At 76.3% G+C, this 13636-nt stretch carries 9 protein-coding genes; 5 read left to right on the top strand and 4 right to left on the bottom strand.

Going from position 1 to position 13636, the window contains the following annotated elements; all coding sequences use genetic code 11:
* Nucleotides 1–13: 13 nt before the first annotated feature.
* The gene (locus ACL02U_RS09915) at nt 14–1396 is read left to right on the top strand and encodes an FHA domain-containing protein (protein ID WP_412790323.1); all 1383 of its coding nucleotides are present in this window, start codon (nt 14–16) and stop codon (nt 1394–1396) included.
* 146 nt (nt 1397–1542) lie between these two features.
* Here the strand turns inward: ACL02U_RS09915 and ACL02U_RS09910 are convergent, their stop codons facing one another.
* Entirely contained in the window at nt 1543–2535 is a 993-nt protein-coding gene (locus tag ACL02U_RS09910; protein ID WP_412790322.1) for a methyltransferase domain-containing protein, read from the bottom strand.
* A 104-nt stretch (nt 2536–2639) separates the two neighbouring features.
* Here ACL02U_RS09910 and ACL02U_RS09905 point away from each other — a divergent pair, with 104 nt between their 5' ends.
* From ACL02U_RS09905 to ACL02U_RS09890, 4 genes are all read left to right on the top strand, one after another.
* Entirely contained in the window at nt 2640–3053 is a 414-nt protein-coding gene (locus ACL02U_RS09905; protein ID WP_412790321.1) for a globin, read from the top strand.
* Between the two features lie 301 nt (nt 3054–3354).
* Nucleotides 3355–6579 (top strand): FtsX-like permease family protein, encoded by a 3225-nt coding sequence (locus tag ACL02U_RS09900; RefSeq protein WP_412790320.1) that lies wholly within the window; start codon nt 3355–3357, stop codon nt 6577–6579.
* 1 nt (nt 6580) lies between these two features.
* On the top strand, nt 6581–9349 hold the full coding sequence (locus ACL02U_RS09895; protein ID WP_412790319.1) for an FtsX-like permease family protein: 2769 nt from the start codon (nt 6581–6583) through the stop codon (nt 9347–9349).
* A gap of 67 nt (nt 9350–9416) precedes the next feature.
* Entirely contained in the window at nt 9417–10382 is a 966-nt protein-coding gene (locus ACL02U_RS09890) for an ABC transporter ATP-binding protein (RefSeq protein ID WP_412790318.1), read from the top strand.
* Nucleotides 10383–10627: 245 nt separating this feature from the next.
* On the opposite strand, the gene ACL02U_RS09885 is transcribed toward ACL02U_RS09890, so the two are convergent.
* The 3 genes from ACL02U_RS09885 to ettA are packed head-to-tail and all read right to left on the bottom strand — an operon-like array spanning nt 10628 to nt 13431.
* On the bottom strand, nt 10628–11332 hold the full coding sequence (locus ACL02U_RS09885; RefSeq protein ID WP_412790317.1) for a hypothetical protein: 705 nt from the start codon (nt 11330–11332) through the stop codon (nt 10628–10630).
* The gene (locus ACL02U_RS09880; protein ID WP_412790316.1) at nt 11329–11760 is read right to left on the bottom strand and encodes an acyl-CoA thioesterase; all 432 of its coding nucleotides are present in this window, start codon (nt 11758–11760) and stop codon (nt 11329–11331) included. Before ACL02U_RS09880 ends, ACL02U_RS09885 begins: the two co-directional genes overlap by 4 nt.
* Nucleotides 11761–11766: 6 nt before the next feature.
* On the bottom strand, nt 11767–13431 hold the full coding sequence (ettA, locus tag ACL02U_RS09875) for an energy-dependent translational throttle protein EttA (RefSeq protein ID WP_412790315.1): 1665 nt from the start codon (nt 13429–13431) through the stop codon (nt 11767–11769).
* Nucleotides 13432–13636 lie beyond the last annotated feature (205 nt).

Here is a 13636-nt window from a genome sequence, read left to right as displayed (position 1 = left end):
GGGAGAGACCGACATGCCGACCTGCCCGAACGGCCACCAGTCGGGTTCCGACGACTGGTGCGAGGTCTGCGGTCACCGCATGGCCGGGGCCGTGCCTCCGTCCCCCCCGCCGCCCCCGCCCGGTGGCTACGGCTTCCCGCCGCCCGCGCCCACCGCCGGCGGCCGTCCTCCCGGCCCGGCCGCCTCCGAGCCGGAGCTCTGCCCGCAGTGCCGCACCCCCCGCGAGGGCGGTGCGCCGTTCTGCGAGGAGTGCCGGTGGAACTTCCTCACCAACACGGCCACCTCCTACACCCCTGCCGCCCCGCGCCCGCCGGCCGGCCCGGCATCCGGTGCCGGTCCGGCCGGCGCGCCGGGCCCGCGCTTCCCGCAGCCGCCCGGCCCGTCCTTCGGCGGCGGTGACTCCTTCGACTACCAGGGCTCGCGGCCGTCCCAGGTGAACCGGCCCGCCGAGCCGATCCCGCCGCACCCGTTCGGCTCCGAACCCCAGGGCCCGGGTGGTCCCGGCGGTGCCGGCGCCCCGGGTGCCTTCGGAGGCACCGGTGACCGCGGCGGCCAGGGCGGCACCGGCGGCCCGTCCGTTTTCGGCGACGCCCCCTCCCGTCCCGCTCCGCCGCCCGGTCCGGCGCCGCAGGGCGGCCCCGGGCCGACTTCCGGCGCCCCGCGGTCCTTCCAGCCGCCCGGCCCGTCCAGCCCGGCGGGCTACCCGCAGGAACCGGCGCCGGCGCGTCCGGCCCCGGCCGGGCCGGCGCAGGGCGACGACGACTGGGTGATCTCCCCGCCGTCGAACACCGGCGGCGGGCCCGCGCCGGCCGCCTACGGCTACCCGCAGCAGGGCTCCACCCAGGCCCCGCCCGCCCCCGCGCAGGGCGGCGCGTACGGCTACCCCCAGCCCGGCGCCGCGCAGAGCCCGCCCGCCCCCGCGTACGGCTACCCGCAGCAGGGCACCCAGGGCCCGCCCGGGCAGGGTTTCCCGCAGCAGCAGGGGCAGCCCACCACCTGGTCGGCGACGATCGGCCCGGACCGCGAGTACTTCATGGCGATGATGCAGCGCTCCGGCCCCGAGGCGGCGGGACTGAACCTGCCGGCGTACTCGCCGGAGCAGCAGCGCGCCCTGACCGGCAACCAGCTGACCATCGGCCGCCGGCGCCACTCCACCGGTGAGACGCCGGACATCGACCTGTCGGTGCCGCCGGAGGACCCGGGCGTCTCGCACCAGCACGCGGTGCTGGTGCAGCAGCCGGACGGCACCTGGGCGGTCGTGGACCAGAACTCGACGAACGGCACCACGGTCAACGGCGGGGAGGAGCCGATCCAGCCCTTCGTGCCGGTGCCGCTCCGGGACGGCGACCGGGTGCACGTGGGCGCCTGGACGACGATCACCGTCCGGCGCGGCTGACGCCCGCCGCGGCACGCCCTCCGGCGACCCGGTGCGGCACCCGGCCCGCGGGGCACCGCACCGGACGCACGGCACGTCCGGAGAGGCCCGCCGGCTCCCCGCGGGCCTCTCCCGCGGGCCTCTCCCGCGCACCGCACCGGCGCGCCTCAGGCCGCCGGGTCGGGCAGGGGCCACACGTAGGGCCCCTCCGGGTCGTCCAGCCACGCCCACCGGTGCTCGCGGCCGACCGTGATGCCGTACCGCTCGCGTGTCGGCATGCCCTCGCGCTCCCACAGCGCGAACGCCTCCTCCGGGTCGAGGCTGCCGCGGGTCAGGGCCAGCAGGAACCGGAACAGTTCGCTCTCCCGGGCCCGGCGGGGCAGTCCTCCCAGGTGCGCCGGTTCCCGTACCGTCCCGCCGGCCCCGCGCAGCGGCACGAAGTAGGCGGGGGTGGGCAGGAACCGGCCCTCGGCCTGCCCGCCGGACCGCACCGCCAGCACGAGCAGGCCGGTCGCCAGCGGGGTCAGGATCGTGCCGCCGGGACGGCACTGGTCCGGCCAGGTCGACGGGACGGCCGGCAGCGCGCAGGTGGCGGTGATCCGGTCGTACGGGGCGCCTTCGGGTACCCCGCGGGCACCGTCGCCGGTGACGACGGTCGGATGCCGGCCGGCCGCCTCCAGGTGCCGGCGCGCGGACTCGGTGATCTCCGGGTCCAGGTCGACGGTGGTGACGTTCCGGTCGCCGAGGCGGTACGCCAGCAGCGCCGCGTTGTAGCCGCTGCCGGTGCCGATCTCCAGGACCCGGTCGCCGTCCTCGACGCGCAGCGCGGCCAGCATGATCGCCATCAGGGACGGCTGGCTGCTGGAGGAGAGCAGCTCCCCGTCGCGCAGCCGGGTCGCCAGCGGGGCGTCGGCGTAGGCGCCGCGCAGCCAGCGTTCACGGGCGGCCCGGTCCGGGTTCCCGCACCAGCGGCGCTCGTACCTGCCGGCCACGGCTGCGTAGTAGTGCGGTACGAACAGATGGCGCGGGACCGCGGCGAACGCCTCCCGCCAGGCCGGATCGGCGGCGAAGGCCCCGTCGGCCGCGATCTCGCGCACCATGGCGGCCCGCGCCGCGGCGGCGAGGCCCGCCATGTGGCTGTCGTCGGGGTGCGCGTCCATGACTCCACTGTGCGTCCCGGGGGGACGCGGGGCGAGTGCCCGGACGGGCCCGGACACCGGGACGGTTCCCCGGCCCTGCCGGCTCCGCCGCGGTGTCTGAGAGCATGGGGGGCGTGAGAGAGATTCGGCGCGGCACGCTTCAGGAGCAGACCTTCTACGAGCAGGTCGGCGGGGAGGAGACCTTCCGCCGGCTCGTCCACCGTTTCTACCAGGGGGTCGCCGGGGATCCGGTCCTGCGGGCGATGTACCCCGAGGAGGACCTCGGCCCGGCCGAGGAGCGCCTGGCGCTCTTCCTGATGCAGTACTGGGGCGGGCCGACGACGTACAGCGAGAACCGGGGCCACCCGCGCCTGCGGATGCGGCACGCGCCGTTCACCGTCGACCGGGCCGCGCACGACGCCTGGCTGGCGCACATGCGGGTCGCCGTGGAGGAACTCGGCCTGTCCGAGGAGCACCGCCGGACGCTGTGGGACTACCTCACGTATGCCGCCGCGTCCATGGTGAACACTCCCGGCTGACGCCCGCGCGGGGCGCTCGCGCCGGATGCCCGCACCGGATGCCCGCGCGCCCGGCTACCACCTCGCTACCGGACTCGACCGGAATCGACTGGCATAGACCGGACATGCTCCTCCGCGACCGCCGATGACCGGCCGAAGTCCGCATTCCGGTCGTCCGGGACCGGATCCCGGTCACGATCCGGTCAAGCGTGGCGTCCGGGCGCTGCCCCGCTCCTCCTGCCTCTGACAGCATCGCCCGGAGGTCTGGACAACTACGGCGGGGGGCCGGGTGACGGGGTACGGGGGACCTGCGGGACTCGTCATGCCGCGTGCGCGGGCGCACCGCCCGCTGCTCGCCGCCGCACTGCTCACCGTCCTGCTGACCACCACCGTGCTCGCCGCACTCACCGCGTACGGGAGCGCGATCGGCGACGCCGCACTGCGCCGTGCGCTGGCCGACCCGCACAATGCCGCAGACACCGCACTGATCGTCAAGGCCGACGTCCCCGCCCCCTCCCGCGCCGCAGCCGACGCCGCCGTACGCGCGGCGGCCCGGACGACGTTCGACGGGCTGCCGGTGACGGTGCGCACGCTGCGGCGGTCCGGCCCGTACGCGCTGCCCCGCTCGCTGCGGCCGCCGTCCGAACGGTCCGCGGAACCGGACCTCACCCACTTCGCCGCACTCGACCGCAGCCGGGTGCGCCTGGTGGACGGGCGTATGCCCGCCGCCGGCGGCAGCCGGACGGAGGTCGAGGCCGCCGTCCCGCAGACGGCCGCGCAGCTGCTCCACCTGCGGACCGGGGCACGCTTCACGGTCACCGACCGGCTCGGCGGCCCGGCCGTCCGGGTACGGATCACCGGCGTCTACCGGCCCGCCGACCCGGGCGCCCCGTACTGGCGGCTGGACGAACTGGGCGGGCGCGGCGTGAAGAAGTCCGGGTTCACCACGTACGGCCCGCTGCTCGCCGCCCCCGGGGTGCTGACCGGGGGCCGGGTGAGCGCCGGGGACTCCGGGTGGCTCGCATCCGCCGACTTCTCCTCCCTGACCACCGGCCGCATCGACCCGCTGCGCGAATCGGCCCGCACCGGCACCGCCCGGCTGCGCCGGCAGCCCGCGCTCAGCGGCATGACGACCGCGGCCACCGGCCTGCCCGAGGTCCTGGACCGCGTCCACCGCTCGCTGCTCGTCTCCCGTTCCACGCTGCTGGTCGTCTCCCTCCAGCTCGCGCTGCTCGCCGCCTGCACCCTGCTGCTGGTGGCCCGGCTGCTCACCGCCGAGCGGGCGGACGAGACGCGGCTGCTGCGGGCGCGTGGCGCGTCCCGGGCCCGGCTCGCCGGACTGGCCGCGGTGGAGGCGCTGCTGCTCGCGCTGCCGTCCGCGGTGTGCGCACCCCTGCTCGCCGGACCGCTGACCCGGCTGCTGGCCGGGCACGGCGCACCGGCCCGGATCGGGCTGCGGCTGGACGTGCCGCCCGCCGGACGGGCCGCGGTGTGGCTGGTGTCGGCGGGCGTCGCGGTGGGCTGCGCGGCGGCGGTGGCGCTGCCGGCGCTGACCGCGACCGGCTTCCGTGCGCACCGCGCCCGGCCGCTGCCGGGCGCGGTGCGCGCCGGTGCCGACATCGGGCTGCTGGCGGTGGCCGCAGCCGCCTACTGGCAGTTGCACGGCCGCGCGACCGGCGGCCAAGACGGCACCGCGGCCCCGGGAGCCGACCCGCTGCTGGTCGCCGCGCCCGCACTGATCCTGCTCGCCGGGACGCTGGTGGCGCTCCGGCTGCTGCCGCCGGCGGCCCGGCTCGCAGAACGCCGGGCGGCGGCCGGACGCGGCCTGACCGCGGCGCTGGCGGGCTGGCGGTTCAGCCGCCGGCCGGAGCGGCAGGCGGGCCCGGTGCTGCTGCTGGTGCCGGCCGTCGCACTGGGCATGCTGGCCGTCGGGCAGGGCGGTTCCTGGGCGCGCTCCCAGGACGATCAGGCCGACTTCCGGGCCGGGGCACCGGTGCGGGTGACGGCCGCCGGGGAGAACACCGTCGGCCGGACCGGGCAGCTCGCCTCCGTCGCCCACGTCGACGCGGCCTCACCCGCCGTGCGCACCACACTGCCGCTCTCCGGCGACCGGACGGCGACGGTGCTCGCCATGGACACCTCGCACGCCGCGGGCACCCTGCTGCTGCGCCCCGACCTGGCCGACGTGCCCGTCCGCGCGCTGCTCGCCGGCCTCGGCCCGAAGGCACCCTCGGCGGGCGTGCGGATCCCCGCGGGCACCACCCGGCTGCGGCTCACCGCGACCCTGCACGCCACCGGCGCCCCCACCTCGGCCGATGTCGCGCTCACCGTCGAGGACCGCTGGGGCACCCCGTACCGGCTGCAGGCCGGGCGGCTCGCGGCCGACGGGCACCCCCACCCGCTCAGCCCGGACCTCGGCCCGGCCCCCGGCCCGCTCACCCTGACCGGTCTCCAGCTCGTGCTGCCCCAGCCGGTCGGCCACGCCGAACGGCACCGGCTCACCCTCGATGCGCTGACCGCGACCACCGCCGACGGCACCGTACGGAGGCTGCCGCTGCACGCCTCCTGGACGGCCGTCGCGGAAACCGGCGACGCCGGGGCGGGATCCGGGTCGGGCGACCCGCCGGCCCGGCCGCGGGTGACCTCGTCGGATCCGCCGACCGTCGAGTACGGCACCGGCTCCACCCCGCCCGAGGAGACCTGGGTGATCGGTGTGCTCACGCTCCGGGTACGGGTCGCGCAGCCCGCCCCCGGCGAGATCACGGGCGTGGCGACCGACCGCTTCCTCGCCGCCACCGGAGCCCGCCCCGGGCAGCGCCTGGACGTGGCGTTCGGCGGGCGGACGGTGCCGGTGCGGATCGTGCGCTCGGTACGGGAACTGCCGACCACCTCCGAGGCGGACACCGGCGGCGCGCTCCTCGTCGACCTGCGCGCGGTGAACCGGGCCCTGCAGTCCCGGTACGGCACGAGCGTGCCGCCGACCGAGTGGTGGCTGCGCACCTCGGATCCCGGCACCGTCGCCGCGGCGCTGCGGGCCCTGCCCGACGTGGACCCCGGGCAGGTGCTGGTCCGCGACGAGATCGCCGAGCGGCTGCGGGACGACCCGTTCGGGGCGGGCCCGCAGGCGGCCTTCTCGGCCGCCGCCGCGGCCGCCGCCGCGCTGGCCGCCGTCGGCTTCGCGGTGAGCGCGGCGGGCTCGCTGCGCCGGCGGGACGCGGAGTTCGCCGTACTGCGCGCGCTGGGCGCGCCGCGCCGCGGGCCGGCCCGGGTGATCGCCGCGGAGCACGGCGTGCTGATCGCCTCGGCGGTCCTCGTCGGCACGGCCCTCGGCACGCTGCTGACCCGCACGGTGATCCCGCTCGTCCTGGTGACCGACCGGGCGACCCGCCCGGTCCCGGAGGTACTCGTCGACCTGCCGCCCGGGCCGGTCGCCGTCCTGCTGGCAGCCGTCGCCGTGCCGCCGCTGGCCGTCACCGCATTGCTGGCCCTGCGCCGCGACCGCCGCCCGGGGCCGGCGGCGGCGCTGCGCGCGACGGGAGGTGAGTGACATGCCGTTCCCGCGCCGGCTGCCGCCGCTCCGCCGTCCGGGACGGGCGGGACGGGCGGTGCCCGCGCCCTGGGTGCGCACCCGGCTGCGGGCCGCCCCGGGCACGGCGGCCGCGCTGGCCCTGCTGGTGGCGCTCACCGCGTGCCTGGCCGCGGTCCTGCCGCGCGCCGTGGACCGGTACGAGGACGCCGGCCTGGCCCGGTCCCTCTCCGAGGCCCGCCCCGACCGCACCACCGTCCAGGTGTACGCACCGCCGCAACCCGCCCCGACCTTCGAGGAGGCGGCCCGGGCCCTGCTGCCGGGCGCACTCGCCGCGCAGGACGCGAAGATCCTCGGCCAGGTCCGCCGGCCGCTCGCCGCGGACCCGGACCAGTCGGCGTACGGCGTGCGCACCACCGTGGCGCTGACCGCGGTCGACACCGGGCTGCCCCGGCCCGGCGGACTCGCCCCCCGGCTGCACCTGGTCGCCCAGCAGGGCCTGGCCGCGCACGCCCGGACGACCGCCGGCCGGCCGCCGCGGGCGCGCGGGGCGGTCACCGCGGACACGGCCGGGCTGGAGGCGGCGGTCACCGCCGGCACCGCCGCGGCCCTGCATCTGCGACCCGGCTCGGTCGTCCACGTGGCGACCGGCCTCGAGCGGACCCCGCTCACCGTCCGGATCACCGGCGTCCTCGCCCCCCGCTCCCCCGGCGGGGCCTACTGGTCCACCGACCCGCTGCTGCGCACCCCGGCGCTGACGGCGACGCCGGGCGGCGGGCCGAACGCCGACCGGTACTGGCTCGGCACACTCCTGCTCGCCCCCGAGGCGGCCCCCGCGCTGCTGGGCACCACCGGCCGCCCGGTGCGCTACTGGAACCTCGCCCCCTCCCTCGGCGCGCTGCACGGCCGTGACCTGGGCGGGCTGGAAACCGGGGTCGCGGCCCTGGAGTCGGGCCCCGGGCTGCGGGCGGTGCGGACGCTCGCCGGACCGGGCGCCGAGGTCACCACCGAACTCGACTCCGTCCTCGGCTCCTACGCGCGGCTGCGCTCCGGCGTCCGCCCGCTGGTCGGCGTGGCCGCCGTCGGCACCGGTACGGTCGCCGCCGTGGTCCTGGTACTGGCGGGCGGCCTCACCGCCGACCGGCGGCGCGCCGAACTCGCCCTGCTGCGCGCCCGAGGCGCTTCCCCGGCCGGGACGGCGGGCAGGCTGCTCGCCGAGACGGCGACCGTCGCGGTGCCCGCGGGCGCGGCCGGGCTCGCCGCCGCCCTGTGGGCGGTGCCCGGTGGCCGCACCGCCGCGGCCGTCGCGGCGGCGGCCGCGGTCACCGCGGTCGCCTGCCTCGCACTGCCGCTGCGCGCCGCGGCCGCCCACCTGCGGGTGCGGGTGGCCGGCGCACGCCGGGACCTGGCGGACGTCCGCCCGTCCCGGCGCCGCACGGTCGCCGAACTCACCCTGCTCGCCCTGGCGGTGGCGGCGGTGGTGTCGCTGCGCGGGCCGGGAGCGGGCGGCGGCCCGCTGGTCCCGGCGGCGCCGGTGCTGCTCGGCGTGATCGCCTCGCTCGTCCTGGTGCGCCTCCACCCGCTGCCGCTGCGCCGGCTGGCCGGGCCGGTGCGGCGGCTGCGCGGCGTGGTGACCCCGCTGGCGCTGGCCCGCGCGGGCCGCACCCCGGCCTCCGCCGCCCTGCCACTACTGGCCCTGCTGACGGCGCTGACCACGGCCGCCTTCGGCGGTTCGGTGCTGGCAGGCGTGCACGCGGCACGCGACCGGGCCGCCCTGATGTCGGTGGGCGCCGACGCCCGCATCGAGGCACCGTCCGCGCTGCCCGCCTCGCTGCCCGACCGGATCCGGCACGTCCCGGGGGTGCGCGGGGTGACCGAGGTGGCCCTCGTCCAGGACGCGCAGCCCACGGACGGACGGGTGACCCTGCCGGTGGCGGGCGTGGACCCCGGCCCGTACGCGGCGCTCGCCCGTCACACCCGCCTCGGCGCCTTCCCCGCGGGCGCGTTGGCACCTGGGCGAGGAGCCGCCGCGCCGCTGCCCGCGCTGGCCTCGCCGATGGTCGCCGACATGTACGGCAGCGGACCGTTCTCCGTCCGGCTCCCGGACGGCAGCACCATCAGCGTCCGCATCGCCGCCGTACGGGACCGCACCCCGGCGGTGCCCGGCACCGACTTCCTGGTGGTGGACCGGGCCGGGCTGGACCGCACGGCGGCACGGCCCACCGCGCTGCTGCTGACCGGCGACCACCCGGACGCGGCCGCCCTGCGCCGCGCCGCTCCCGAGGACGGCGGGGTGCAACTGCGCGACGAGGAACGCGCCCGGTACGTCGACTCGCCGCTCCAGTCCGGCGCGGAGGACGTCTACACGGCGGCGGTCGCGGCCGGCGCGGTCTACGCCGCACTGGCGCTGCTGCTGGCGCTGTCCGGGGCCGCGCCCGAACGTGCCGCCATGCTCGCCCGCCTGCGCACCATGGGCCTCACCCGCGCCCAGGCCCGCCGGCTGCTGGTCCTGGAGTCACTGCCGCAGGCCCTGCCGGCCGCGGTGGGCGGCATCCTGACCGGTTGGGCTGCCGTACGCCTGCTCGCCCCGGGCGTCGACCTCGCCGCCCTCGCCCTCGGCACGGCACCGGGCAGCTCCGACAGGGCCCCGGTCCTGCGCACCGACCCGCTGTCGCTCGCGGCGCCCGCGCTGTGCCTGCTCGTCCTCGCGGTGGCGGTGGCGGGCGTCCAGGCCTGGCGGGCCGGCCGGCGCGGATCGGTACGGGAACTGCGGGCGGGTGACGCCCGGTGACAGGACTGTGCGGCCTGTGCGGCGGGCGCGGCGAGCCGACGGCGACAGAAGGAGGAGAAGGCCCCCGATGACCACGAACCCCACGCTCACCGACCTGGCCGACCGGGCGGCGGCCGCCCGGAACGCCCCGGCGTACGGCCACGACGCGCTCATCGCCTGCGACCGCCTGGTCCGTGTCTTCTCCACCGGCGGGGTGGAGGTGCAGGCCCTGCAGGGCCTCGATCTCCTGGTCCGCAAGGGCGAGTTGATGGCACTGGTCGGTGCGTCCGGCAGCGGCAAGACCACCCTGGCCAACATCCTCGCCGGACTGGACACGCCCACCGCGGGCGCGGCCCGCGTCGCCGGGCACGATCTGCTGACGATGTCCGCGAAGGACCGTCTCACCTACCGCCGAGAGGTGGTCGGCTTCGTCTGGCAGCAGACGTCCCGCAACCTCCTGCCGTATCTGACGGCGGCCCAGAACGTCGCCCTGCCGCTCCAACTGCGCGGCCGTCGCGGGGGGAGCACGCGGGGCCGCCGGGCGCGCGCCGGGCGCGCCCTGGAACTGCTGGAGTTGCTCGACGTGGCCGACTGCCGGGGCCGGCGTCCGCAGGAGATGTCCGGCGGCCAGCAGCAGCGCGTGGCCATCGCGGTGGCCCTGGCGAACGAACCGTCCGTGGTGTTCGCCGACGAGCCGACCGGCGAGCTCGACTCGCACACCGCGGAGCAGATCTTCGCCGCCTTCCGCACCGCCAACGAACGCCTGGGCACCACGGTGGTCATCGTCACCCACGATCAGGCGGTCGCCGGCGAGGTGCGCCGCACGGTCGCCATCCGCGACGGCCGCACGGCCACGGAGGTGCTGCGGCACAGCGAGGTGGACGAGGCCACCGGCCACGAGCGGGTGGTGGCGCGCGAGTACGCCGTGCTCGACCGCGCGGGCCGCCTGCAACTGCCCGACGAGTACCTGCACGCCCTGGACATGCGGGACCGGGTCGCGCTGGAGCTGGAGGCGGATCACATCGGGGTCTGGCCGGACCGGCAGGAGGGGTGAGCGCGCCCCCGTGCAGGGCGCGGGCCGGCACGGCCGGGCGGGCTCTTCCAAGCACGCCTGCCGCGCTCCGAGCAGGTCCGCCCCTGGCACGTCCGACCCCTGGGAACTTCCGGGACCCCTGGGCACGTCCAGGCCCCCTGGGCACGGCCGATCGGCATCCGGCACCCCGGCAGGCGGCAGGCGGCAGGCGGCAGGCGGCAGGCGGCAGGCGGCAGGCCGAACCCGGTAGGGCGCCGGCGGGGAACTCAGCGGACGCTGACGTCCAGTGACCCGAGACCCGCGGTGCGCACGGCGACCGAACCGTACGGCGTCCTCAGCCGCAGCCACGCCCCCGACGACAGCAGTGCCGTGCCCGCCTCACCCGCCTCCTCACCGGATGGCCGGGGCCGCTCCGCGGGCCGCAGGAAGCCCAGCGACTGGGCGGCGTGCACCGCACGCACCGGAAGGGGTGTCCGCCCGACCCGGCGGGACCAGATCTCGCGGCCGAGACGGTCGAGTTCGCTCCGGGTCCGCTCCTCCGCAGGAAGTTCCCGGGTCCGGTCACGGAACTCCGCGACCAGGGCGCCGACCAGCGCGCGCAGCGCCTCCGGCGCCGGCAGCCCCGGTTCCCGCCGCCAGCCGCCGCGCGGCGGCAGCACCCCCGCCCACGGGGGGCCGGTCACCGCGCCGGGCACGGTGGCCGTCGCCGCCGACTCGTCGACGGACTCCAGCAGTTCACCGGCCGAGACGGTCACGTCCAGCGTGACCTCCAGGCCTCTCTCGTACGGCTTGGCGAGCCGCACCGAGCGGATCGTCAGCACCTCGAAGGCGGGCGGCCGGCCGAACACGGCGAGCGTGGTGCCGGCCGACTGCAGGCGTACCGCAGCGCCCCGGTCGTAGTGGAGCAACCGGGAGAGGAAGGCGGCGAGGTCGGACGCCTCCGTCTCGTCGGCCAGGTGGAGCGCCGTCATGCGGCGACGGCCTCCCCCTCGTCGGCGTCGGTCTTCTCCGCCGCCTCCGTGTACTCGCGCAGGAACTCCTTCTCCTCCGCCGTGATACGGCGCGGCCGCTGCGCCTCGAAGTCGAACGGCACGATCACCGTGGAGGCGCGGACGTAGATCTCCTCGCCGTCCTTGACCTCGTAGGTGAGGGTGAAGGAGGCCGCCCGTATCTCCGTGACCCACAGCTCGATGTCCACCGGGGTGTGCCGGTGGACGAGCTGGCGCTTGTAGTCGATCTCGTGGCGGGCCACCACCGACCCCTGCTGGAAGTCCTTGTCCGGGCGGAACAGGAAGTCGATACGGGCCTCCTCCAGGTAGCGGAGGAAGACCACGTTGTTGACGTGGCCGTACGCGTCCATGTCCGCCCAGCGCAGCGGGCAGCGGTAGAGATGCCGCAAGATCGATCAGCCCCGGGTCAGCTTCTTGTAGGTGGCGCGGTGCGGACGGGCGGCGTCCGGGCCGAGCCGCTCGATCTTGTTCTTCTCGTACGACTCGAAGTTGCCCTCGAACCAGAACCACCGGGAGTCGCCCTCGTAGGCGAGGATGTGGGTGGCCACGCGGTCCAGGAACCACCGGTCGTGGGAGACGACCACGGCGCAGCCGGGGAACTCCAGCAGCGCGTTCTCCAGGCTGGACAGGGTCTCCACGTCGAGGTCGTTGGTCGGCTCGTCGAGGAGCAGCAGGTTGCCGCCCTGCTTGAGGGTGAGCGCCAGGTTCAGGCGGTTGCGCTCGCCGCCGGAGAGGATGCCGGCGGGCTTCTGCTGGTCCGGTCCCTTGAAGCCGAAGGCGGAGACGTACGCCCGCGACGGCATCTCGACCTGTCCGACGTTGATGTAGTCGAGCCCGTCGGACACGACCTCCCACAGCGTCTTCTTCGGGTCGATGTTCTCGCGGCCCTGGTCGACGTAGGAGACCTTGACGGTGTCGCCCACCTTGATGCTGCCGGAGTCCGCGGACTCCAGCCCCTGGATCATCTTGAACAGGGTGGTCTTGCCGGCACCGTTCGGGCCGATCACGCCGACGATGCCGTTGCGCGGCAGCGTGAACGACAGGCCGTCGACGAGGACCTTCTCGCCGAAGGACTTGTGCAGGTCGTCCACCTCGACGACGACGTTGCCCAGGCGCGGGCCCGGCGGGATCTGGATCTCCTCGAAGTCCAGCTTCCGCATCTTCTCCGCCTCGGCGGCCATCTCCTCGTACCGCGCCAGGCGGGCCTTGGACTTGGCCTGCCGGCCCTTGGCGTTCGACCGCACCCAGTCCAGCTCTTCCTTGAGCCGCTTCTGGCGCTTGGCGTCCTTCTGGCCCTCGACCTTCAGACGGGTCTGCTTGGTCTCCAGGTAGGTGGAGTAGTTGCCCTGGTACGGGTAGGCGCGCCCGCGGTCGAGTTCCAGGATCCACTCGGCGACGTTGTCGAGGAAGTACCTGTCGTGGGTGATGGCCACGACGGTGCCCTCGTACTTGGCCAGGTGCTGCTCCAGCCAGTTCACCGACTCGGCGTCGAGGTGGTTGGTGGGCTCGTCGAGCAGCAGCAGGTCCGGCTGCTCCAGCAGCAGCTTGCAGAGCGCGACGCGGCGGCGCTCACCGCCGGACAGGGTGGTGACGGGCCAGTCGCCGGGCGGGCACCCCAGCGCGTCCATGGCCTGCTCCAGCTGGGAGTCCAGGTCCCACGCGTTGGCGTGGTCGAGGTCCTCCTGGAGCTTGCCCATCTCCTCCATCAGCTCGTCGGTGTACTCGGTCGCCATCTGCTCGGCGATCTCGTTGAACCGGTCGAGCTTGGACTTGATCTCGGCGACGCCCTCCTGGACGTTCTCCAGGACCGTCTTCTCCTCGTTCAGCGGCGGCTCCTGGAGCAGGATGCCGACGCTGTACCCGGGCGAGAGGAACGCGTCGCCGTTCGACGGCTGCTCCAGCCCCGCCATGATCTTCAGCACGGTCGACTTACCGGCACCGTTCGGGCCGACGACGCCGATCTTCGCACCCGGGAGGAAGCTCAGGGTGACATCGTCGAGGATCACCTTGTCGCCGTGCGCCTTGCGCGCCTTGCGCATGGTGTAAATGAACTCAGCCAAGAGAAACCGTCCGGCAGCTTGAAATCTGGCAGTGGGCAGATACACCCCATCTTGCCGTACCGCCACCCCCGGGGGGAAACTCGTATGGTCCCGCCCCTTTGACCTGGGCGTTCGCGGCAGGCAGCCGCGGCGCGCCCGTCACTGCCGGTCGCCGTCGGTGGGCCTCGGACGCCTTCGCACGGCCCACGGACGGCCCGTAGCCCGC

This window comes from Streptomyces sp. MS06, from assembly GCF_047200655.1.
Classification (GTDB): Bacteria; Actinomycetota; Actinomycetes; order Streptomycetales; family Streptomycetaceae; genus Streptomyces.
This window is presented reverse-complemented; position numbering and strand designations above follow the sequence as displayed.